Source organism: Alkaliphilus crotonatoxidans (assembly GCF_054658015.1).
Window position 1 is genome coordinate 458,043 of sequence record NZ_BAAHXS010000006.1, and the last position, 22,321, is coordinate 480,363.

Consider the following 22,321-nt stretch of genomic DNA (forward strand, 5'->3'; position numbering starts at 1 on the left):
GTAGGGAGCCTATGGAACTGAACTTTTTAAACATTTCTGGTTAAACAAAAATATGGTAAAATCAAATAGATTGTTGTTCTAATCAAAAGGTATTTATGTAAAACATGCCTTTAAAGAGCGAGGGAGGGTTTAACTTGTCAATGCTTGATAAAAAAACGGTTCGTGATTTTGATGTAAAGGGTAAGCGGGTATTGGTCAGATGTGACTTTAATGTTCCGATGGATAAAGAAGGGAATATTACCGATGACAGGAGAATTAAAGGAGCGTTGCCTACCATTACATATTTAATTGAGCAGGGTGCTGCCGTTATCTTAATGTCTCATTTCGGCAGACCAAAGGGAGAAGCGAATCCTAAGTATTCCCTGGAGCCTGTGGCAAAGCGTCTTTCAGCTCTGCTGGAACAGGAAGTCGTATTTGCGGATGATGATATTGTTGTAGGTGAAAAGACCCTTCAAACAGCAAAGAATCTTGCTGGAGGCAAGGTAATGCTGCTGCAAAATGTTAGATACCGTAAGGAAGAAGAAAAGAATGATGAGGCCTTTTCAAAGGAGCTGGCTAATCTGGGAGAAATCTATATCAATGATGCCTTTGGTACTTCCCATAGGGCCCATAGCTCAACTGCTGGTGTAGCGGCCTTTTTACCCTCTGGTATGGGCTTCTTGATTGAAAAAGAGCTTAATTTCATGGGTAAGGCTGTTGAAAATGCAGAAAGACCCTTTGTGGCAATTTTAGGTGGAGCAAAGGTTTCCGATAAGATTGGCGTAATCGAAAATCTGATTGAAAAGGTAGATGTATTATTAATCGGTGGCGGAATGGCCTATACCTTTTTAAAGGCCCAAGGCTACGAAATTGGTAAGTCCTTGTTAGAGGCAGACAAGATGGATTTAGCCCTAAACCTGATTGAAAAGGCCAAGGAAAAGGGTGTTGAGCTGCTCTTACCCGTAGACTCAGTGGTGGCAAAGGAATTTGCTGCCGATGCCGAGCATAAAACCGTTACAAACGAAGAAATACCTGCCGATTGGCTGGGTGTAGATATTGGGCCCAAGACAGTTGCCCTCTATGGAGAGAAAGTAAAAGAGGCAAAAACAGTCATTTGGAATGGACCAATGGGTGTGTTTGAAATGCCAGCCTTCGCTGTAGGAACCAAGGAAATTGCCAGAGCCTTAACTGAAAGCAAAGGAACAACAATAATTGGCGGTGGAGACAGTGCAGCAGCCGTTGAACAATTAGGCTTTGCTGATCAGATGTCTCATATTTCCACTGGTGGTGGCGCTTCCCTGGAATTTTTAGAAGGTAAGTTACTACCAGGAATCGACGTACTTGAAAACAAGTAGCTCTGAAAGGAGAATATCATGCGCAGACCAATTATAGCTGGAAACTGGAAAATGCATAAAACCATTAGTGAAGCAGTAACACTGGTTAATGAAATAAAAAAGGGCGTTAATGAAACAGATGTTGAAGTGGTTGTATGCTGTCCCTTTACAGCCTTGGCGGAAGTTAAAAAAGCATTGGAGGGTTCAAGGCTGAAATTAGGAGCCCAAAATATGCATTGGGAATCATCCGGAGCCTACACCGGAGAAATTTCTGCCGACATGCTTAAGGAGATTGGCGTAGAATATGTAATTTTAGGCCACTCCGAAAGAAGGCAATACTTCAATGAAACAGACGAAATTGTTAATAAGAAGGTACTGAAGGCCCTTGAAGCGGATCTAAAACCAATTTTATGTGTTGGAGAGAGCTTAGCGGAAAGGGAAGCCAATCAGACCTTTGATGTAGTGAAGCGGCAGACCCTGGCTGCCTTAAAGGGCTTAAAGGAAAGGGATTTAGAAAGGGTAGTCATTGCCTATGAACCCATCTGGGCCATCGGTACAGGAAAGACTGCCACAGCGGAAGAGGCTAATGCTGTAATTGCCTATATTAGAGAAGTGATCCAAGCACAATTTAACGATACAATTTCTGAAATCGTACGAATTCAATATGGCGGAAGTGTTAAGGCTTCCAATGCTTCTGAAATTATGAACGAAGCCGATATTGACGGCGCCCTGGTAGGGGGAGCAAGCCTTGATGCAGAAGGATTTTTAGGAATTGTTCACTTCTAGAAAGGAAGATGAATATGAAAAAGCCTGTTGCACTAATTATTTTAGATGGGTTTGGAATTGGAAACAAAACCGTTGGAAATGCAGTGAAGGCGGCCAATCTGTCTAACTTTAAGCGAATTAGCAATGAATACCCAAAGACTGAAATAATGGCCAGCGGCTTGGAGGTAGGCCTGCCCCAGGGACAAATGGGTAACTCAGAGGTTGGACATTTGAATATTGGAGCAGGAAGAATCGTATATCAAGAGCTCACCAGAATTTCAAGGGAAATCGAGCTGGGTAAATTTGAAAAAAATCCAGTATTGCAAGGTGCTGTTGATCATGCCAAGACCAATGGAAAACAGTTGCATCTAATGGGCTTGGTGTCTGATGGCGGGGTTCACAGCCATATTAATCATTTGTATGGACTTTTGAATCTGGCAAAGAAGGAAGGCCTAAAGGATGTCTTAATTCATTGCTTCTTAGATGGCCGTGACACGCCGCCCCAAAGTGCTAAGCAGTATATTACTGAGCTTGAAGAAAAAATAGCCGAAATTGGCGTGGGGAAAATTGCTTCCATCGGTGGTCGCTATTATGCCATGGATCGAGACCAAAGATGGGAACGGGTTAAGCTGGCCTATGATGCCATCGTATTTGGAAAGGGAAGAATGATGGAAAGCCCTATTCAGGCGGTAGAAGAAGCCTATCAGCAGGGTGAGGTTGATGAATTCGTCAGTCCTAGCGTCATCGCAGAAAAGGGCAAGGGCCATGAAATGAATGCAGGAGACTCAGTTATCTTCTTTAATTTCAGACCCGACAGGGCAAGACAACTAACCCGCAGTCTGATGGATGAAAGCTTTGACGGCTTTCCCAGGGAAAAGGGACATTTTCCGTTGTACTATGTTACCATGACCCAATATGATGCCACTATTCCAAATGTAAAGGTCGCCTATGAGCCTCAAAGTCTGAATAACACCCTGGGGGAATATGTCAGCAAAAAGGGCTTAAAGCAATTTAGAATTGCTGAAACTGAAAAATATGCCCATGTGACCTATTTCTTCAACGGGGGTGTTGAGACTCCTTACGAAAATGAAGATAGAAGGCTGATTCCTTCTCCTAAGGTGGCTACCTATGATCTAAAGCCTGAAATGAGTGCCGCGGCGGTTACAGAGGACCTTCTAAGGGGAATAGATCAGGATAATTATGATTTAATTGTTGTCAATTATGCTAATCCTGATATGGTTGGTCACACAGGGGTCTTTGAAGCCGTTGTAAAGGCCCTTGAAACAGTTGATGAATGCTTAGGAAAAGTCGTTGATAAAATCGTTGAAAAGGGTGGCTGCGCCATTGTTACCTCAGACCATGGTAATTCTGAGGATTTAATTGATGAAACCACAGGCAATCCCATTACTTCCCATACAACCAATCCGGTACCATTGGTTTTAATTGGTGCTGGAAATGTCGGGCTGGCCAGGGATGGCAAGCTATGCGATATAGCCCCCACTTTACTGGAATTGCTTGGGTTAGAAAAACCTGCTGAAATGACAGGAAGAAGCCTAATATTAAAATAACATAAATACCATTGATGTCGAGAGGAGAGAAAAAGTATGACAGTAATTAGCGAAATCTATGCCAGAGAAGTCTTAGATTCAAGAGGAAATCCCACAGTAGAGGTAGAGGTCTATTTAGAAGGAGGCGTTATGGCCAGTGCCATTGTTCCTTCAGGAGCCTCCACTGGAGCATTTGAAGCCGTTGAATTAAGAGATGGCGATAAAGGCCGATATCTGGGAAAAGGTGTAGCCCAGGCTGTTAAAAATGTGAATGAAATTATTGCTCCTGCCATTGTTGGCTACGACGCCACAGATCAGGTTGGAATTGATAAGGCCATGATTGCCCTGGATGGAACTCCTAATAAAGGTAAATTGGGTGCCAATGCCATTCTTGGTGTTTCAATGGCTGTTGCTAAGGCGGCAGCACAGGCTTTAGAATTACCGCTGTTCCAATATCTAGGCGGGGTAAATGCCAAGGAACTGCCCGTTCCAATGATGAATATCTTAAATGGTGGAGCCCATGCCGACAACAACGTAGATATTCAAGAGTTTATGATTATGCCTGTAGGTGCGCCTTCCTATAAAGAGGGCTTAAGAATGGGTGTAGAAATCTATCATAATCTGAAGGCAGTATTAAAGGGTAAGGGACTGGCTACAGGTGTAGGTGATGAAGGAGGCTTTGCACCAAATCTTTCCTCCAATGAAGAAGCCCTTCAAGTAATCATTGAGGCAATTGAAAAGGCCGGTTACAAGCCCGGCGTTGATGTGAAATTAGCCTTAGACGTTGCCGCCACAGAGCTATATGATGAAGAGAAAAAGGTTTATAATCTGTCGGGTGAAGGAATTACAAAGACTTCTGCTGAAATGGTAGATTTCTATGAAAATCTAGTGAATAAATATCCAATTATCTCAATTGAAGACGGTTTAAGTGAAGAGGATTGGGATGGATGGAAGCTGATGACGGAAAGATTAGGCAATAGACTTCAAATTGTTGGAGATGACCTGTTTGTTACCAATACTAGCAGATTGGAAAAGGGTATTAAGAACAGCACAGGAAATGCGATTTTGATTAAACTAAATCAAATCGGAACCATTACCGAAACCTTAGATGCTATTGAAATGGCCAAGAGAGCAGGGTTTACAACTGTTATTTCTCACCGTTCGGGTGAAACAGAAGATGCCACTATTGCCGATGTAGCTGTTGCGGTTAATGCAGGACAAATTAAAACTGGAGCACCTGCCAGAACTGACCGTGTGGCAAAGTATAATCAGCTTTTAAGAATCGAAGATTTATTGGGTGAAACTGCTCAATATAAAGGAACAAGCGTATTTTATAATCTTAAATAATCATTAAAGGTTTGAAATTTGGGTCGAGTATAACAAGTATAAAAAGGTCTGAGCATGATAATAATCAGTAATAAGGGTAATTTAATTACCCTTATTATCATTTTGTACACTTTAGTGTGTTTTGAATTGCGAAGCTAATTGAAGACAATGCCATCTGCATCAGGAATCGTATTTAATTGGTTGATTTTATAGGGTGGCTGTGTTAAAATATGTATGTTAATCATACGCACAGGAGGTGTAAATTTAAATGAGGATATTTCTAATGATATGTATGGTAATAACTAGCTTATTGTTGATTGCGACTATTATGCTTCAATCTGGTAAGAGTGCAGGCCTTTCCGGTTCAATAGCAGGTGGTGCGCAGCAATTATGGGGAAAACAAGGAAAAGGCTATGAAGGTTTACTAAGTAAGCTAACAACGATTTCAGCAGTCCTATTCATTGTGATTGCCTTAGCGCTGGTTATGATCCAATAAAACTGAATAGACAGAGGAGGATTAAAGTAAATGAACTTAATTGTTTTAGCGCCGGCTGTTGGTATTGTTGCGCTTATTTTTGCGTACTTTCTATCAGCTAAAATCAATAAAGTAGAAGTGGGCACTGAGCGAATGAAGGAAATTTCTTCCTATATTCACGAAGGTGCCATGGCCTTTTTAACCAGGGAATACAGGTATTTAATTATATTTACCGCTATACTATTTATCGTATTGTCCTTTGGAATAGACTTAATCACTGCAATTTGTTTTTTAGTAGGAGCACTATTCTCTGGTTTAGCCGGTTTCTTTGGTATGCAGGTGGCAACCAGGGCCAATGTAAGAACGGCTAATGGAGCTAAGGAAGGCGGTATGAGCAAGGCACTTTTCGTTGCCTTCTCAGGAGGCGCCGTCATGGGGATGTCCGTTGTAGGCCTTGGCCTTCTTGGTGTTGGTGGTTTATATTTAATTCTTTCAAACATGACTGAAGCTGCAGAAGCTGCCAGATACATTACAGGCTTTGCCCTGGGTGCTTCTTCTATTGCTCTGTTTGGACGTGTTGGCGGAGGGATCTATACCAAAGCCGCAGACGTTGGGGCTGACCTGGTAGGTAAAGTAGAGGCGGGTATTCCAGAGGATGATCCAAGAAACCCTGCCGTAATCGCCGATAATGTAGGTGATAACGTTGGTGACGTTGCTGGTATGGGCGCTGACTTATTTGAATCCTATGTGGGATCAATCATTTCTGCCCTTACCTTAGGCTTAATTGCCTATGGTGTCAACGGAGCGATTTTTCCATTAACCTTGGCGGCTGTAGGAATTTTAGCTTCAATTATTGGTACCTACTTTGTGAAGGGTGATGAAAATAAAGACCCGCAAAAGTCTCTAAAATCCGGTACATATGTAAGCGGTATCATTACGATTATTGCCGCCTACTTCTTGAGTACGTACCTACTCGAAGACTTAAAAGGATTTTTAGCAGTTGTAACGGGTCTCATCGTGGGAATTATTATTGGTCAATTAACGGAAATATACACCTCCGGTGATTTTAAACATGTTAAAAAGATTGCCAAACAATCTGAAACCGGCCCTGCAACCACAATTATCAGTGGTTTAGCCGTAGGAATGGTTTCAACCGCTTGGCCCATTTTATTGATTGCAGTTGGTATTCTAATTTCCTTTAGTGTAGCAGGGCTCTATGGTATTGCCTTGGCTGCCGTGGGAATGCTTGCCACTGCCGGTATGACCGTTGCAGTAGACGCCTATGGCCCCATTGCCGATAATGCCGGTGGAATTGCTGAAATGTGTGAGCTGCCTAAGGATGTAAGAAAAATTACTGACAAGCTGGATGCAGTTGGAAATACAACCGCAGCCATGGGTAAAGGGTTTGCTATTGGTTCAGCGGCTCTAACAGCCCTGGCGTTATTTGCAACCTATACTGAAGCAGTAAAATTAAGCTCAATTGACATTACCCGACCTACAGTTATTGCTGGTATGTTAATTGGAGGTATGCTACCCTTTTTATTCTCTGCCTTAACCATGGAGGCCGTTGGTAAAGCAGCCTTCCAAATGATTGAGGAGGTTAGAAGACAATTTAGAGAAATTCCAGGCATTATGGAAGGAAAAGTAAAACCAGAGTATGCAACCTGTGTTGACATTAGTACTGCCGCAGCCTTAAAGGAAATGATCATACCTGGTCTGTTGGCTGTTATTGCACCTATCTTAACTGGTGTATTCCTTGGCCCAGAGGCTGTAGGGGGATTATTGGCTGGAGCGCTGGTTTCTGGTGTATTAATGGCTATTATGATGGCAAATGCCGGTGGTGCATGGGATAATGCTAAAAAATATATTGAAGAAGGAAACCATGGAGGAAAGGGCAGTGAGCCCCATAAAGCAGCTGTTGTGGGAGACACTGTGGGTGACCCCTTTAAAGACACCTCAGGTCCTTCAATTAATATCTTAATTAAGCTAATGACCATTGTAGCTGTGGTTTTTGCTCCACTATTCCTTTCTTATGGCGGATTACTGCTTAAATTCTTTGAATAATAAATAGGTAATAAGAGCCCTTAATCATTAAAGGATTAAGGGCTCTTTTATAGAAGGGGGGAGGATCTATGCAAATAGATCTTGTCGGCAGTATCAGCAGTCAATATAACTGGGGAGCCATACTTTATGGAATTGCTATTTTTGTATTAAGTGTTGTAGCTTTTCTAATGATGGGCTTTGACAAGCTAAGGGCTAAAAGACAGCAGCAAAGGATACCCGAAGCAACCTTTATGGCTTTAGCAGCCCTTGGTGGAGCCGTGGGTATATTGATGGCCATGGTGATATTTAAGCACAAAACCAGTAAAAGAAAGTTTTATATAGGGGTTCCCTTACTGTACGGCCTAAATAAACTAACACATTTTTTTGCCATAGCCCTAATCAATCAATAAATTCCGTTTATTCCCCGGGAAAAGGGTAAAAATAAAGAAAGATACAATGCTACATAAAAGAAAAATACTTCAAAAGAGGAGGGATATCGTTGACGATAAAAGAGAAAATAGTTGAGTTTATGAGGGAATCAGCCTATAATCCAATGCTTGAGGAGGAACTGGCAAGGGCCTTGGAACTGGATAAAAGTGAGTATAAACTATTCTCAAAGCTGTTGGAAGAAATGGAGCAAGAAGGGTTGATTATCAAAACCCGTAAAAAAAGATATGGGCTTCCAGAAAGAATGGGACTGATTGTAGGAAGGCTGCAGGGAAATGCCAAGGGCTTCGGTTTCATCATTTCAGATAATGAAGAGGAAGAGGATGTATTTATTCCGGCCAATCTAATGCAGGGGGCCATGCATAATGACAGGGTAGTAGCCCGGATTAATCATGTTAATCAAAAAACGAAAAAGGCTGAGGGCGAAATTATCCGAATCCTTTATCGGGCCAATAATGAAGTTGTTGGAACCTATGAAGACAGCCGCAACTTTGGTTTTGTCATTCCTGATGATAAAAGAATCAGTGTTGATATTTATATTCCAAAGGGAGAAAGTAAAAAGGTTAAGGATGGTCATAAGGTGGTCTGTAAGATTACCCGATGGCCAGAGGCCCGGCGAAATCCAGAGGGCTCCATTATTGAAGTGCTAGGCCATAAGAATGATAATAGCACCAATATTGCGGCCATCATGAGAAAATTTAATTTAGATCCTGAATTTCCTCAAGAGGTGGAACAAGAGGCGAAGGCCATACCTGACGAAATACCCCAGGAGGAAATCGACCGAAGGACGGATCTAAGGGATCTGAGAATGGTCACCATCGACGGAGCCGATGCCAAGGATTTAGATGACGCCGTTTCAATTGAAAAACTACCTAGCGGGCATTATCGTCTGGGTGTACACATTGCCGATGTCAGCCATTATGTAAGGGAAGAGACCGCCTTGGATAAAGAAGCTCTGGAACGGGCCACCAGCGTATATTTGGTGGATCGAGTAATTCCCATGCTTCCCAAGAAGCTTTCCAATGGCGTTTGCAGCTTAAATCCAAAGGTAAATCGACTGGCCCTTTCTGTGTTTATGAATATTGATCAGAAGGGAAAGGTTCATGATCACCAGGTGGTCGAAAGTGTCATTAAAACCAATGAGCGTATGATCTATGAAGATGTTTCTGATATATTGGAAAAGGATGATCCTGCCCTGAAGGAGAAATACAAGGACTTAGTGGAGGATTTCAAGTTAATGGAGGAGCTTTGTCATATTCTGAGAAGGCGAAGAGAAGACCGTGGGGCCATTGATTTTGATTTTCCCGAGGCCAAGGTAGTATTGGATGAAAAGGGGAGACCCGTAGAGATTAAAAAGTATGAACGAAGAATTGCTAATCGTATGATTGAAGAGTTTATGCTGGTTTGTAACGAAACCGTAGCCGAATACTTTTATTGGTTGAATCTTCCCTTTGTTTATCGGGTTCATGAAGACCCTAACCCTGAAAAAATAGAGGAGTTTAACAGATTTATTCATAACTTTGGCTATCATTTAAAAGGCAGTAACGGAGAAACACATCCAAAGCTCCTGCAAGACCTGCTTAAGCAGATTGAAGGTAAGAAGGAAGAGGTTGTCATTAACACCTTAATGCTAAGATCATTGAAAAAGGCCAGGTATGCGGCCGATAATCTGGGGCATTTCGGCCTGGCAGCAGAATACTATTGTCACTTTACTTCCCCCATTAGAAGATACCCTGATCTGGCTATTCATCGAATTATAAAGGCTTTTCTACAGGGTGGTGCCGAAAGCAGATGGCTTCAAAAGGCAAAGGGCTTAGTGGGCTACATCGGGGAACAATCCTCCATTAAAGAAAGGAATGCCGATGAAGCTGAACGGGAAACCGTTGATCTGAAGAAGGCCGAATATATGCTGGAAAAGGTTGGAGAGGTTTTTGAAGGTGTTATTTCCGGTATTGTTTCCTTCGGTATGTTCGTTGAGCTTGATAACACCGTTGAAGGCTTAATTCGTGTCAGCTCGCTGGAGGATGATTACTATATCTTTGACAGTGAAAACCATACTCTAACAGGGGAACGCAGGAGAAGGGTTTTTAGAATTGGTGATGCTGTAAAAATTAGAATTTCAAGGGTAGATGTGCTCCAAAGGGAGATTGATTTTACTTTAGAAGAGGATGAGGGAAATTAATTCCCTCTTTTTCTTCAAATTGTATATATTGTTGGATTTTTCATTTAAATTTCAATGTCTTGACAGTTTTATCATGTTGACGAATCTCAAAAAGTGTGGTATTATAGCAAGAGTCGCTTAAAATATAATGTAAGGGGGTGGGGGATATGGCTGATCAACCTATTAAAACTATAGCCAATAACAAAAAAGCCAGACATGACTACTTTATTGAAGAATCCTTTGAGGCTGGTATCGAATTAAAAGGTACCGAGGTTAAGTCTATTCGTATGGGGAGAATTAACATCAAGGACGGCTATGCAAGAGTTGAAAATAGTGAGGTTTTTCTGTATAATACCCATATAAGCCCCTATGAGAAGGGAAACATTTTTAACGTTGATCCCCTTCGACCAAGGAAGCTTTTACTTCACAAGGCTGAAATAAGAAAGCTGATTGGCTATGTTCAGCAAAAGGGTTATACCCTGGTTCCATTGAGTATCTACCTGAAACGGGGTCTAATTAAAGTACAGCTTGGAGTAGCCATTGGTAAAAAGAATTACGATAAGCGACAAGACATTGCCAAAAAGGATGCCCAACGAAGAATTGACAAGGAGCTAAGGGCCAGACAGAAGGTAATGTAGTAAAAAATTCCCGGGGGCGTACAGGTTTCGACGGGGGTTTAGAGCATTAGGTAGCGAGCCGTGTTTTGCTTGGTAGCATGTCAAAAACTGAGCACTAAATATAAACGCAAACGATAATTACGCTTTAGCAGCTTAATATAGCTGCTCGTTTCTACCCAGCCTCCTGCCGTTGGGATAGAAACGTCAACTATGCAGGGAACGTCTTAAGGGGTGCCTTGACCTTAAGTTGTATGATTGAGGCTGGTTGAATCTGGAGTTTGTTGTTAGACGCCAGAGGAGACGAGATCTAAAATAGCAACTGCGCTCGGAGAAGCTTAGTGTGAAGGGCCTTCGGACAGGGGTTCGACTCCCCTCGCCTCCACCATCAAAGGTCACAATGGTATTTATTTCGATTTTATTTCAAAACGACCGTATTGAGTCAATTGACTTGATACGGTCGTTTTTATTAAATACATATTGGAAAAAATTCTCGATTCTTAGAGGGGAATGGAAAAAGTGTGGAGAATAATAAAGTATTTTCTCCTTAGAGTTATTGTTGTCTTAATATCCATAGGAATCTCCTTCAGTTTCAATAATTTGTAGCATATATTCCTTTATTTCTTCATCACAAACTCTGTTATTATAATATCTGAAGAATAGTCTGTTTATACTTTGAGCTATCTGTAATGCTTAAGGCTATTTAATTGTAGTAATAGATGGACTTATTAAGTAGTATAATTGAAAGAACTAATGTTGCCTTGTATCCAGCATCAATCCATTTTGTTCACGGAGCAGGCTTGCCCCTATCCCAAGAACCTAAGTCAGCGGTCGCCACTAAGATTCGTGGACGTTTTGTGTGGCGGAATGTTATACGCAATTCGTTTTCATGGAAAGTGATTCTTAATAATAGTAAGACAAATTGAAATAATCAGGGGGTGATTCCATTGATTAATAGTTCTAATATAACTATAAAATCATCCTGGGGTGTTGAGCTTTGCAACAGGTTGCTTTTTCATTCTGGTGGGAGTAAAAAACTTGTTGTAATATTTCCTGCACGATATTATAAGTGTGATGCATATAACAGGGTGTTTTCGCAAGGGCGCTGGTCACGTTACACACTTCTTACTGGGTGCGAGTACCGCCAGGGGGCAAAGTCAAGAGGATTCCGATAGAAGGTATCCTAAACACGATGACTTCTCTGAATGATCAACAATATATGAAAGAAATGGGGGAAGATTTTTGAAGTCTAAGTATAATGATATATTTATTAGTTGTATACCAGCAATAATTTTTATTTTAGTGTACAGGAATTACACTTTTAAAATTGCTGTTATTACAGGGTTTGGAATCGGAATAGTATTGTTTATACATAAATATATTACTAGGAAAAGCTTAAGTTCAATCAATAAATTAGGGTTTGTAGGGCTAATTATACAAACTGCAATTAGTTTAATAGCAGAAAATGAAAATATGTATTTTGTTTATCCAATCATTAGCAATAGTATTTATAGTTTAGCATTTGGAATTTCAATTCTTATTAATAAGGATTTAATCTCTATTATAGCTCGGTCAATGATTTCAAATGAAGGAACTTTTGAATTGTTAAAGCCTGTATACAGAAAAATATCGGGTATATGGTTCGTATTATTTTTACTTAAAACAGTAACGAATCTTATTGGATTAGGCACTTTATCATTTGAAATACTATATGGGGTTAATTGGACACTTGGAACACCGATAACATTGATGTTACTATGGTTTAGCTTCTGGTACCCGAATAAAATACTGGCAAAATTACGAATAAATGAAACCTTTATAGAAGAGAACTAGAAGAGTAAGAAGTATATGGCAAGACCTAAAAAACCCTTCACAGCATTTCAAATGACAGTCATATTTGATTTAAAGAATGAAAACATTTTCTATTACAAGAGCACTCCTCTTTTGGGGTAGAATTTATTACTGGTATTTAGAGAGTATAATGAAATGCATTTCAATATTTTAAACATAATACGCTTCTCATTGAAGGCAAGCTCTACTACGAGGTATTTCCTTTGGCTTCAGTCCTGTTGCAGATTGTTTAACCTTTAGAGCTTCTTAACTCACATTTACATGATAATGAACCTATTAATAACTACTTATTAGAAAGGATGTATTAACCGTGAGAATCGAGCATGTTGCTATATGGACCAGAAATATTGAAAGATTAAAGAGGTTTTATACAAATTACTTTGGTGGAATTGCTGGAGAAAAATATATAAATCCCAAGAAATCCTTTGAATCATACTTCATTAAATTTAATTCAGGTGCAAGGCTTGAACTTATGCAGATGTCAACAATTCCTTTAAATTTAAATGATACGGTTAAGCAATATATCGGATTAACGCATATGGCTATTTCAGTGGGGAGCATTGAGAAGGTTAACAGCCTAACAGATGAATTAAGGAATGCAGGTTATACGGTGGTCAGTGAGCCACGTTATACAGGAGATGGTTACTATGAAAGTTGCATATTAGACCCTGATGGAAACAGATTAGAGTTAACAGTATAAATTTAATAATACATCATATTAATTGTATACAGGTTAAGATCCTGTCGCCTTCTGAGTCACTGGTCGTATGGTATCGAAAAACAATGCATTTGTATAAAGGTGCCAAAAGCACTTTTTTTACGGGTTTATTCAGCCCACATCCCTTCACTGGAAGCGAATCTTTGATAAAGGGGAAGGGATCAAAGAGTGTCGAATATAATCGTGGATTTTGCATACCACGCTTTGCCTCCACCAGTGAAACCCGTAGACGGTATTGAGCAATTGACTTGATACGGTTTTTTTGATAAATTATATCATTGGAAAAATACCCCATTCTTAGAGGGGAATGGAAAATGTGCGGAGAATAGTACATTATTATGGAAATGTCATTATTACAGATGGTACACATTCAAATTTATATGGAGGTAAGGAGATATGAAAACGCAAATTTATTTAAACATGGATAAAGGGAAACCTTGGTTATTAGTAATTAGTATTTTATTTTTAGGGCTTACTTTTTCTGCATGCACTTCTGCATATAAACCTGAATCATTAGTGGGTTATATTGTCTTGGAAGGAAATACATTATATTTAGATGAAGTTGAAGTGATTACCACAGAAGATAAAGATAGGATTGCTGAACTTAATTTAAAAGATGTGGATATGCCTAATGGCTATTATATCTATAATTCAAGTACAGAAACAACAGCTTATGAGTTAACTGATGAAACAACATACACCTTTACTGATTATCACCTTCTTTTTGTAGAAAATCCAGACGGTGATAGACTCTATACAACAACAAGTAAAGAAAATTTTATTCAGCATTTAAATATATCATATTCTGATGAGCCGCCGGCTGGGAAAGTTCCCTTCTTTATTGAAGTTAAAGACGATAAGGTGATAAGTATTACAGAGGAATTTATATTTACCCAGTGATATTGTCAAGTGAGCATAATTGATGAAAAGTTTATGCAGAGATGAGTCATTTAAAATCGGCAATTGGTAGAAGTAATTAAAGAATTTAATCATGCGTGGATATCAAGAGCTATATTAGAGGATAATGATAGACCAAAAATAATGTTAACAAGATATTAGGTTAGTGAAAATCAATTTATATTTAGTGAGGTGATAGGTGATGAAAAGCAAAAATATTTTTACGTTTGCTATAGCAATGATTATGATATTGGTGCTGTCAGCTTGTTCAAATAGTATAAAGCAAAGTGATACATCCGTAGAACCACCACAATCCGCTGGACAGATTTACCTATACGGGGAAGTACATGGTATAGATAAAATTATAGATAAAGAATTTGAATTGTGGTATGAATACTACCATAACCAAAGCATGAGACATTTATTTGTTGAACTCCCGTACTATACCGCAGAGTTTTTGAACATATGGATGCAATCAGATAGCGATGATATACTCGATATACTATATAATGATTGGACTGGCACTGCTATGCACAAGCCTAGTTATAAAGAATTTTTCAAAAAGATAAAAAACCAGTGTCCAGAAACGATCTTCTACGGGACAGATATCGGACACCAGTATAGTACTACAGGAGAGCGATTTTTGGAATATCTTCGAAGTAAAAACTTAGAGGACTCCGAGAACTATTTTATAACGAAGGAAGTGATAGAGCAGGGTAAGTATTTTTACGGAAACTCTGACCATGTGTATCGCGAAAACATGATGGTAGAAAACTTTATTCGCGAATTTGACAAACTAAGCGGTGAAAGCATCATGGGTTTTTATGGTACGGCGCACATCGGGTTAGAGGAGATGGACCATACTAACTCTGTTCCCTCTATGGCAAATCAACTAAAGAAGCGTTATGGTGATAGCATCAGTTCGGAAGATTTATCTAGTTTGGCGAAGGACATTGAACCGTACAGAGTAGATACAATACAAGTTGATGGAAAAGAATATGAAGCATCGTATTTCGGGGAACAGAGCTTGGCAGGATTCGAAGATTATGTATGTAGGGAATTTTGGCGTTTAGAAAAAGCATATGATGACTTTGTGGATAGACCTAAAACACAGGATGTATTACCATACAACAATTATCCAATGCTGATAGAAACAGGGCAGGTTTTTGTTATAGACTATACAAAAACAGATGGTTCTGTTATAAGAAAGTATTACCGTTCCGACGGGTATGTATGGAATAATATGCCCTCAACAGAGGAAGTTATAGTAGAGTAACAAGTAAGAGTCACTACAGGGGGTGGCAAAACTCAGACCGTTATATGACAGAGCCACTTCCCAGATGGCTCATTACAAATAAGTACTATGGTGATCTTGGTTTTGAGCTAATGAGAAATTATGTGGGAGATTTATTGCTTGAAATTACCATACCAATTGAATTTCCAGGATTGTATATTGCTGAATATGCACATATCTTAGAATACAAAATGAAAATACTGAGAAATGAAACGGGCATTGGTGTAGTTTATAATTGTAGTAATGGGAAAGAAAGCACTCAAGCATATGTACATTCTTATATCCCCCTATCAAAGAGTAGGATGGTCAACACATTGCTCCATTGGTGCAGTAAGTTTAATCGCACGATTAGATAACAATATGTTTTCACAAGGGTGCCAGAAGCACGCTTTTAGGAGAACGGTCAGGGTACCATACCTTCTCACTGTATGCAAGCACCCCCAAGGGGAACAAAGCATATTAGCATAAAGGTTGAATATGGAATTGGCATATGAAATAGTTATACCCCAGTAATAATGGAGGTCATTATGAAAAATATTGAAAAGCTTAATAAATATTTAGAAAATTATTTTCCTAATTTGAAACTCTGTAAGCCGTTATTTTATAACTCTGAGATTGGAATTAGATTTGAAATAGGATGTTCAGAAGTAGATTCCAATGATGAACAATATATTGAAAGTGTTTATTCACGTTCCTTACAATTATTTAAAGAGGTTTTTTCCAAAGAGGATAATATATTATTAGTTGTTAATGCTCATCGAAGTTTTGATTCTGAATCTGAGATGACAAATGAAAATGAAGTTTTTCCAGTCTTTTTTATTAACCCAGAGAATTTTGAACATAATATATCATTTATATGACGACAGGGGACTAGATTTAATATCTAATAATAAAGCTTCATTAGAAAAACTATATATCAAATATAATTCTTGGATTTTAGACTATGACAGAGATAGAATCAATAATTTATTCAGGGTAATTTGAAGGTAAATAACTGCATCATATAACATATTTACATGGGAGTAACGTCTAGTGGAGTGCTTGTATGGTAATGTAAACTGAGGGCTACTATAAGCATTTTTCAGGAGGATGAATCGTGAAACATAAATTTATAAAATCAGAACGAGGTATAGTACACTATTGGATAAATAGAAAGTATGATGAAAGCGCAAGATGTATTGTTTTTACTCATGGTTTAACGGCAAACCATATGATGTTTGAAAAGCAAATCGACTACTTTTCGGAAGAGTATACTGTCATAACGTGGGACGTTCCCTTGCATGGAGAATCTCGCCCCTATAGAAATTTTTCATATAAAAATGCTGCAGCAGAATTAAAAAAGATACTTGAGACCGAGAATATCGATAAGGTTATATTAGTTGGAATGTCAATGGGTGGTTATCCAAGTCAAGAATTTGCTATACAATATCCTGATAGGGTATTGGCATTCATCGCCTTGGATACCACTCCTTTCGGTTTGGATTACTATTCACGCTCCGACCAATGGTGGCTTAAACAAGCTGGAGCGATGGCTAAATGGCTTCCTGACAAAATACTGCGAAAGAGTATGGCAAAATCTGTTTCAAAAACACAATATGCTTATGATTTAATGCTTAAGATGCTTGAGCCCTTAAGTAAAACAGATATTGTCGAACAAATGGATATTGCTTATGGAAACTTTCTTAAGGAAAACAGAAATGTTAAGTTTAATTTTCCTGTACTTATCTTACTTGGGCAATATGACAGAACAGGGAAAGTAAGACAATATTCTGAAGCATGGGCGAAAAAAGAAGGTTATCCATTACATATTATTAAGGGGGCAGCACACTTCTCTAACGCAGATAACCCTGATGATGTAAATTATGAAATAAGTGACTTCATAAAGAATAATGTATAGTAGAGTTGGCTCATATTCTTCATAGTATTATAAAGATGGATTGTAGATTATTCAAAGGTCCACAATTTGAAACGCATAAAATAATAGGGATTTTTAACGAAACCCTTTACCATATTGCTACCCATGAAAGGCCAAGTACTCCGTTAAAGAGTACTTTTTCCTTTAGACTTAGTCAGCAATATCAGCCCCCAAATGCCGCCCAAAAGCATGACCTCAAAGATACCCAGAATGTGTATCATATATGCCGTTGAGAAATTCATCAGAAGCGAGACCAGATGGTTGATTCCTAGTACCCAACATAGTATTGTCGATTGGATTGTAAGCACCTTCATTACTTCTATATTCTTTTTAACTAGAGCGACTATAATTGCAGAGATAATGCCAATATTCCACAGTGCAATCTCGCGCTGCCACCCTAATGCATTACCCCAGCTTGTAAACTGACCGCCCCAATTTATAGATGCGTCCATTGCGTCTCATACGATGAATGTGGATGCCCACAACGAGTTTTTAGCGCTGTCACTTCTCGAAAGGGATATTCCGATCCTCTTCGGCCAGTTTGAGAATACAATACTTGAAAGGCTACGGGAGAAGCTCATGGCCGCAGGCTTTTCAAATAATTGCCTCCTTGAGAAAATCAGAATTAGCTATGGTATCGTTGAACAGCTTTGCCACGATTACATTCAGCATAACATTACCGATGAGGAACTGGAAAAAATGAAGTCCTTGGCAACAACTACGATTGTGGGGTTACTTAATGGTGTTACTAATCAATAATCCAGTGGCCTATCTCGTGGAGGTGTACAATGTTAATGGAAGGAAAGGAATACCCCTCTGAGATTAATCTTGAAGCATTTTAACCTTATTTTATGGTTGAATTTAAATAATGGAGGTCGCATGAACATGCGGCTTTTGTTTTTTTGTTGGGCCCCTGACAACCAGCAAGGCTGAATTAGGTTCATGTGTACTTAATATAACTTTTTTACCTTATTGATCAATGCATTATGTAAAGGGCTAAAGTATAACATACAATCTGATTATGTTGTATTGAAGAAGACAATATTTGACTGGCATCATATAAAAGAATAAAATGGAATAAAAAGAATAATTAAGATAAATTTTTGTGTTGTGATTTGGTTATTTATTGTAACTGTTAATAGCAGTCCTAATGAAGCTTCAAATATTGGTATAATAGGAGGTGCAGATGGTCCAACAGAAATATACATTACAGGGGAAATATATTCTTATGTATTAAGGGCTGTAGTATTAATTACTGCACTAGCGCTTTATGTCCCTGTAAAGAATATACTTTAAAGAACGCTTAAATCAAATTAGAAAATAAGCATTAGTATAGGGGGGTTTTTATGAATGCATTTTGGATAGCAATCCCAATTGTCTTAATAAGATATGGTCTATTAGGTGTTCTGAGCAAGGAAGCGTTAAAGCGTGCCAGTTATTTTGCCCCATTAGTAGGAGCAGAGAAAGTAGCGTTTGGAGTTTATCAGATTACAACAGTTCTTACACTACTAAACTTGTTCTTTCTCAAGGTAAGGGTTCAAACTAAGTGGTTTTATGTTGGCTTGATTATACTCATAGCAGGAAGCATTATTTACATTATATCTATAGTTAATTTCGCTAAGCCCAAAATAAGCGGAATTAATTTAAAAGGCTTGTACCAGGTGTCTCGCAATCCTATGTATATTGGGTATTTCATTTATTTCTTAGGTTGCGCAATAATTACTTATTCATGGACCCTATTTATTGTATTAGTGATTTTTCAAATATCTGCTCATTGGATTATACTTTCAGAAGAGAGATGGTGTTTAGAGAAGTTTGGAAGTGAATACAGAGATTACATGAATAATGTGAGACGATATATTTAAACATAATGGTTTGCACTTATATTAAGATTGGCTACTCTGGCTCTGTGAGGTGCGTGACTATACATATCAATAGCTTCACACCAGGGCTCGAGAATATATGCATGAAGTAGGTCGCTGGAGTATACTCTTGAAGATGGGCTCGCTACATCCCTTTACCGGGAGCACAGTCCACCAAGGGGAAAGGTTAAGTGGGTTCGCTTCAGGGACGTCGCAAACACGTGACCGTTATACGTTATAACTAGGTCATGTGAGGTTGTGGAGGTATTCATGGGAGAGGAGGAAAAGATTTGGCAATAATAGTTTTACATAAAGATTCTGGCAAATATTACGTACTGCTTGGTACAGGATACTCATTTTTTAAAGACTCAAGACCGAGTTTTTTTGGAGGTGTACTCCTTCCCCATGAAGAAGAAGGAGAAACTATGTGCGCTGTATGCGATGATCAGGGCGTGATTAACTGGATTCAAACATCAGAAATTGAAGTAATAGAAGTTAATGGAATTAAAATTAAAGAAGTATTAAAACCTTATGTAGATTCTGATTTATCAATAGATCAACTTAGTGATTCTGAGAAAGATAACTGCCCGGCATGCGGAAAAGAAGTTTCTTTAATTGCGGTAGAATGTCCATCATGTGGTCTTAGGTTAATAGATTAAATTTTCTCGTTATTAATTAATGAACGGAGAAATGAACCTTGACAATTTCATACAAAATGGTTTTGGTTTCAATGAACTATAACTGAAGAGTTACCAAACACAGGTTAGTATGATAACTTGTGGACTAGCTTTTTGCATGTAAGTTTAGGCGTTAAAACGTACCGACAAAATCATTCCTCTTATCAAAGAATTTCGTAATAGAGCCCTTAAAAGGTGCTACCCCTTTGTATTTGTAGATGCCATGTACCCATCGGTAAAAACAGAGACAGATACAGGCCAGAAAGCCCTTTACAACGTGATAGGAGTGATTCGGAGGCTTGTAAGGATGTTCTGGGCTTCTGGCTATCCTTATAGTCATTTTAGTATTTCTACGTATTAATTTTTCTTTATGCCTACAATTTATTAAAAATATTTTTACATGTATTGTTTTCTGAGAACATCTTTTGAGGTATAATAATTTATAGGAGGTATTCCTATGGAAGAATTATCAAAACAAATAATCGGTAAGCTTAATTCGCTTGATGATAAAATTACTAATATTGAATCTGGTCAAACACGCATTGAAAAGAAGCTTGATGCTATATATGACCACACTGCTGATTTAACAGAATTTAGAACATCTACAAATAAATATTTAAGCGAAATCAGTAAAGATGTTAGCTTTATTAAACATAAATTACATCAAAATGAAGAAAAATTTTTGATATTAAAACATATATAAAACTAGCAAAGTAGTTGAATTCATCAGCTACTTTTTTGATTCTAAAAGGCAATGTAGTTCAACATCTTTACTTTAATTAGGCTATAAGATAAGTAATAATTTTGTCGGGGATACTATATGAATTTTTATGAGAGGGGTATGTTATGATTGGTTTGCTTAATCTTGGTAGTTTTGTGCTTGGCCTAGTTGCCTGGATACTTCCTATAGTTAATATTATGCTATATAATAAACATGACCATAGGAATTGGGCCACTCTTTCCATTATCAGTATTAGTACTTGCGCTATTTCACTATGCTTTCAGATTTTCTATAACTATCATCTAGTTAAAATTGCGGATTGGTCTGCTCTTATGGATACAATGGGTACTGTGACATTCGCAGCAGCAGTTCTTCTCATCATCACCATCATATTAAATTCAATTACTCTGATGATGTATCGTGATAGAAATATGTAGTGTAAATATTATATTGGAGGATCTAACATTGGAGACAATAACCTATAGAGAATTAGCCAAAAATGAAATAGGATTATTATTATTTTCAAGCTTCAATCGTTATCAAGAGGTTAAAAAATGTTGGCGCAAAGAAAATGAAAAATGGATATTAAAGGATATTCTCTTTACTGAGCAGTGGAGTCTAGAAGAATATGAGTATCTAATAGAATGTTTAAAATAAGATGGGCTGTGTAGAAGCGATAGAATATAATGAATCGTTAGTTGCTAAAGAGCCTTATGACTGTCAATTAGAATATAGCTTGCTTTTAGAACGTGACTGATGAGTTTGAATTGGATAATTTATTTTTATTGAAAATGAGTAAATACCTGTCTATAAAGTCGGTTGTAATAAGCCTATCAATCTTAATCACTGAACCGAAATAGATTCGTCTGAAATCTTACCAGAGGGTTAGCATATTCTGAATGGTTATTGAAATAGAAAAGTAATAGAGTAATATTATATTTATGAGGTGGTATAAATGAGGATTATTTCTATAAGGGAAAATCCAGAATTTAAAGATATAGCAATAAAATACTTTCAAAAAATGTGGGCCAATGAAAATACTAAGATTATATATGAAGATTGTATCACAAATAGTATTACTACACCAAATCCTCTACCACACTGGTATCTGTTATTAGATGATTTAGAAGAAGTTATAGGTTGTGCAGGCCTTATTACAAATGATTTTATAAGTAGAATGGATTTGTACCCATGGGTGTGTGCAGTATATATTGATGAAAAACATCGTGGAAATTCCTATGGTTTACTACTATTAGAGAAGGCTAAGGAGGATGCAAAGTTGGGAGGATTTTCTCATTTATATTTATGTACTGATCATATCGGATATTATGAAAGGTATGGATTTAATTATATTGGCCAAGGCTACCATCCATGGGGAGAAAGTTCGAGAATATATAAGTGTGATTTGGTTGACTAAAAGATAAAATATATAAAAATGTGGGTGAAGATAACTGCTCACTTACCAAGCTATGGGACTGCTGGCTTCCAGAAACTAAAGCTAGCCTTGTCATCGTGTTAAATAAATTGTTGAACTTAGTGTATTCAATTGATACAATCTTGACATATGGACTTTTACCTTTTGGCAGGTAAAGTATTTCGTTGCTAAAACATAGCTCAACGAAGGGTAATGATTTTTTCAACTTTGAACTAAGTTTTATAGGAGGAGAAATATGAAAAATAATTTTCTTGAGTACT

The 22,321-nt window shown here is 38.1% G+C and carries 25 protein-coding genes and 1 other RNA gene; 25 read left to right on the forward strand and 1 reads right to left on the reverse strand.

The genetic code is table 11. From position 1 onward, the window contains the following. Positions 1–134 precede the first annotated feature (134 nt). The 17 genes from ACYQ1I_RS14195 (at position 135) to ACYQ1I_RS14275 (ending at position 17,348) form a co-directional block, all read left to right on the forward strand. Positions 135–1,334, forward strand: a complete 1,200-nt coding sequence (locus tag ACYQ1I_RS14195) for a phosphoglycerate kinase (protein WP_459766443.1) — start codon at positions 135–137, stop codon at positions 1,332–1,334. An 18-nt stretch (positions 1,335–1,352) separates the two neighbouring features. Continuing rightward, the gene (gene tpiA / locus ACYQ1I_RS14200) at positions 1,353–2,099 is read left to right on the forward strand and encodes a triose-phosphate isomerase (RefSeq protein WP_459766445.1); all 747 of its coding nucleotides are present in this window, start codon (positions 1,353–1,355) and stop codon (positions 2,097–2,099) included. A gap of 14 nt (positions 2,100–2,113) precedes the next feature. After that, positions 2,114–3,646 (forward strand): 2,3-bisphosphoglycerate-independent phosphoglycerate mutase, encoded by a 1,533-nt coding sequence (gene gpmI / locus ACYQ1I_RS14205; RefSeq protein WP_459766446.1) that lies wholly within the window; start codon positions 2,114–2,116, stop codon positions 3,644–3,646. Between the two features lie 36 nt (positions 3,647–3,682). Further along, positions 3,683–4,972: a phosphopyruvate hydratase gene (gene eno / locus ACYQ1I_RS14210; RefSeq protein WP_459766448.1), complete on the forward strand. Its 1,290-nt coding sequence runs from the start codon at positions 3,683–3,685 to the stop codon at positions 4,970–4,972. Between the two features lie 247 nt (positions 4,973–5,219). Continuing rightward, positions 5,220–5,447, forward strand: coding sequence for a preprotein translocase subunit SecG (gene secG / locus ACYQ1I_RS14215; RefSeq protein ID WP_459766450.1), 228 nt, complete (start codon positions 5,220–5,222; stop codon positions 5,445–5,447). 30 nt (positions 5,448–5,477) lie between these two features. Continuing rightward, a complete protein-coding gene (locus ACYQ1I_RS14220) occupies positions 5,478–7,490 on the forward strand; it encodes a sodium-translocating pyrophosphatase (RefSeq protein ID WP_459766452.1) in 2,013 nt (670 codons plus the stop codon). A 68-nt stretch (positions 7,491–7,558) separates the two neighbouring features. Continuing rightward, positions 7,559–7,879, forward strand: a complete 321-nt coding sequence (locus ACYQ1I_RS14225; protein WP_459766454.1) for a DUF1294 domain-containing protein — start codon at positions 7,559–7,561, stop codon at positions 7,877–7,879. 89 nt (positions 7,880–7,968) lie between these two features. Next, a complete protein-coding gene (rnr, locus tag ACYQ1I_RS14230; protein WP_459766456.1) occupies positions 7,969–10,098 on the forward strand; it encodes a ribonuclease R in 2,130 nt (709 codons plus the stop codon). Positions 10,099–10,244: 146 nt separating this feature from the next. Further along, complete coding sequence (gene smpB / locus ACYQ1I_RS14235) at positions 10,245–10,715, forward strand: SsrA-binding protein SmpB (protein ID WP_459766458.1); 471 nt, start codon at positions 10,245–10,247, stop codon at positions 10,713–10,715. 12 nt (positions 10,716–10,727) lie between these two features. Beyond that, positions 10,728–11,079, forward strand: a transfer-messenger RNA (tmRNA) gene (gene ssrA / locus ACYQ1I_RS14240). An 854-nt stretch (positions 11,080–11,933) separates the two neighbouring features. After that, positions 11,934–12,524, forward strand: a complete 591-nt coding sequence (locus ACYQ1I_RS14245) for a DUF3159 domain-containing protein (protein WP_459766460.1) — start codon at positions 11,934–11,936, stop codon at positions 12,522–12,524. A gap of 328 nt (positions 12,525–12,852) precedes the next feature. After that, positions 12,853–13,242: a VOC family protein gene (locus tag ACYQ1I_RS14250; protein ID WP_459766461.1), complete on the forward strand. Its 390-nt coding sequence runs from the start codon at positions 12,853–12,855 to the stop codon at positions 13,240–13,242. A 414-nt stretch (positions 13,243–13,656) separates the two neighbouring features. Further along, the gene (locus ACYQ1I_RS14255) at positions 13,657–14,160 is read left to right on the forward strand and encodes a hypothetical protein (protein WP_459766463.1); all 504 of its coding nucleotides are present in this window, start codon (positions 13,657–13,659) and stop codon (positions 14,158–14,160) included. Positions 14,161–14,359: 199 nt separating this feature from the next. Next, entirely contained in the window at positions 14,360–15,433 is a 1,074-nt protein-coding gene (locus ACYQ1I_RS14260; RefSeq protein ID WP_459766465.1) for a hypothetical protein, read from the forward strand. A 545-nt stretch (positions 15,434–15,978) separates the two neighbouring features. Next, entirely contained in the window at positions 15,979–16,311 is a 333-nt protein-coding gene (locus tag ACYQ1I_RS14265) for a DUF3885 domain-containing protein (RefSeq protein WP_459766467.1), read from the forward strand. Then, positions 16,247–16,435 (forward strand): DUF3885 domain-containing protein, encoded by a 189-nt coding sequence (locus tag ACYQ1I_RS14270; protein ID WP_459768177.1) that lies wholly within the window; start codon positions 16,247–16,249, stop codon positions 16,433–16,435. Before ACYQ1I_RS14265 ends, ACYQ1I_RS14270 begins: the two co-directional genes overlap by 65 nt. 112 nt (positions 16,436–16,547) lie before the next feature. Continuing rightward, on the forward strand, positions 16,548–17,348 hold the full coding sequence (locus tag ACYQ1I_RS14275; protein WP_459766469.1) for an alpha/beta fold hydrolase: 801 nt from the start codon (positions 16,548–16,550) through the stop codon (positions 17,346–17,348). 143 nt (positions 17,349–17,491) lie between these two features. Here ACYQ1I_RS14275 and ACYQ1I_RS14280 read toward each other — a convergent pair whose 3' ends face one another. Continuing rightward, positions 17,492–17,818 carry a hypothetical protein gene (locus ACYQ1I_RS14280; RefSeq protein ID WP_459766470.1) on the reverse strand — a complete coding sequence of 109 codons (327 nt, stop codon included), beginning with the start codon at positions 17,816–17,818 and terminating at the stop codon, positions 17,492–17,494. 13 nt (positions 17,819–17,831) lie between these two features. On the opposite strand from ACYQ1I_RS14280, the gene ACYQ1I_RS14285 reads away from it, so the two are divergent. The 8 genes from ACYQ1I_RS14285 (at position 17,832) to ACYQ1I_RS14320 (ending at position 22,043) form a co-directional block, all read left to right on the forward strand. Beyond that, positions 17,832–18,125, forward strand: a complete 294-nt coding sequence (locus ACYQ1I_RS14285; protein ID WP_459766472.1) for a hypothetical protein — start codon at positions 17,832–17,834, stop codon at positions 18,123–18,125. 351 nt (positions 18,126–18,476) lie between these two features. Beyond that, on the forward strand, positions 18,477–18,662 hold the full coding sequence (locus ACYQ1I_RS14290) for a sodium ion-translocating decarboxylase subunit beta (protein WP_459766474.1): 186 nt from the start codon (positions 18,477–18,479) through the stop codon (positions 18,660–18,662). Between the two features lie 50 nt (positions 18,663–18,712). Continuing rightward, complete coding sequence (locus tag ACYQ1I_RS14295; RefSeq protein WP_459766476.1) at positions 18,713–19,231, forward strand: methyltransferase family protein; 519 nt, start codon at positions 18,713–18,715, stop codon at positions 19,229–19,231. Between the two features lie 287 nt (positions 19,232–19,518). Continuing rightward, the gene (locus ACYQ1I_RS14300) at positions 19,519–19,887 is read left to right on the forward strand and encodes a hypothetical protein (protein ID WP_459766478.1); all 369 of its coding nucleotides are present in this window, start codon (positions 19,519–19,521) and stop codon (positions 19,885–19,887) included. 172 nt (positions 19,888–20,059) lie between these two features. Continuing rightward, a complete protein-coding gene (locus tag ACYQ1I_RS14305) occupies positions 20,060–20,266 on the forward strand; it encodes a transposase (protein WP_459768179.1) in 207 nt (68 codons plus the stop codon). 96 nt (positions 20,267–20,362) lie between these two features. Then, complete coding sequence (locus ACYQ1I_RS14310) at positions 20,363–20,608, forward strand: hypothetical protein (protein WP_459766479.1); 246 nt, start codon at positions 20,363–20,365, stop codon at positions 20,606–20,608. Between the two features lie 483 nt (positions 20,609–21,091). Beyond that, the gene (locus ACYQ1I_RS14315; protein ID WP_459766481.1) at positions 21,092–21,283 is read left to right on the forward strand and encodes a hypothetical protein; all 192 of its coding nucleotides are present in this window, start codon (positions 21,092–21,094) and stop codon (positions 21,281–21,283) included. Positions 21,284–21,581: 298 nt separating this feature from the next. Then, entirely contained in the window at positions 21,582–22,043 is a 462-nt protein-coding gene (locus ACYQ1I_RS14320) for a GNAT family N-acetyltransferase (protein WP_459766483.1), read from the forward strand. Positions 22,044–22,321 lie beyond the last annotated feature (278 nt).

Excerpts from the sequence above, each read along its gene's own strand:
- gpmI (WP_459766446.1), top strand. The coding sequence starts at position 2,114 with ATGAAAAAGCCTGTTGCACTAATTATTTTAGATGGGTTTGGAATTGGA.
- ACYQ1I_RS14280 (WP_459766470.1), bottom strand. The coding sequence starts at position 17,818 with ATGGACGCATCTATAAATTGGGGCGGTCAGTTTACAAGCTGGGGTAAT.
- ACYQ1I_RS14320 (WP_459766483.1), top strand. The coding sequence starts at position 21,582 with ATGAGGATTATTTCTATAAGGGAAAATCCAGAATTTAAAGATATAGCA.
- tpiA (WP_459766445.1), top strand. The coding sequence starts at position 1,353 with ATGCGCAGACCAATTATAGCTGGAAACTGGAAAATGCATAAAACCATT.
- ACYQ1I_RS14255 (WP_459766463.1), top strand. The coding sequence starts at position 13,657 with ATGAAAACGCAAATTTATTTAAACATGGATAAAGGGAAACCTTGGTTA.
- secG (WP_459766450.1), top strand. The coding sequence starts at position 5,220 with ATGAGGATATTTCTAATGATATGTATGGTAATAACTAGCTTATTGTTG.
- ACYQ1I_RS14270 (WP_459768177.1), top strand. The coding sequence starts at position 16,247 with ATGAAGTTTTTCCAGTCTTTTTTATTAACCCAGAGAATTTTGAACATA.
- ACYQ1I_RS14225 (WP_459766454.1), top strand. The coding sequence starts at position 7,559 with ATGCAAATAGATCTTGTCGGCAGTATCAGCAGTCAATATAACTGGGGA.
- ACYQ1I_RS14265 (WP_459766467.1), top strand. The coding sequence starts at position 15,979 with ATGAAAAATATTGAAAAGCTTAATAAATATTTAGAAAATTATTTTCCT.
- eno (WP_459766448.1), top strand. The coding sequence starts at position 3,683 with ATGACAGTAATTAGCGAAATCTATGCCAGAGAAGTCTTAGATTCAAGA.
- ACYQ1I_RS14310 (WP_459766479.1), top strand. The coding sequence starts at position 20,363 with ATGGAAGAATTATCAAAACAAATAATCGGTAAGCTTAATTCGCTTGAT.
- smpB (WP_459766458.1), top strand. The coding sequence starts at position 10,245 with ATGGCTGATCAACCTATTAAAACTATAGCCAATAACAAAAAAGCCAGA.
- ACYQ1I_RS14295 (WP_459766476.1), top strand. The coding sequence starts at position 18,713 with ATGAATGCATTTTGGATAGCAATCCCAATTGTCTTAATAAGATATGGT.
- ACYQ1I_RS14260 (WP_459766465.1), top strand. The coding sequence starts at position 14,360 with ATGAAAAGCAAAAATATTTTTACGTTTGCTATAGCAATGATTATGATA.
- ACYQ1I_RS14220 (WP_459766452.1), top strand. The coding sequence starts at position 5,478 with ATGAACTTAATTGTTTTAGCGCCGGCTGTTGGTATTGTTGCGCTTATT.
- ACYQ1I_RS14285 (WP_459766472.1), top strand. The coding sequence starts at position 17,832 with ATGAATGTGGATGCCCACAACGAGTTTTTAGCGCTGTCACTTCTCGAA.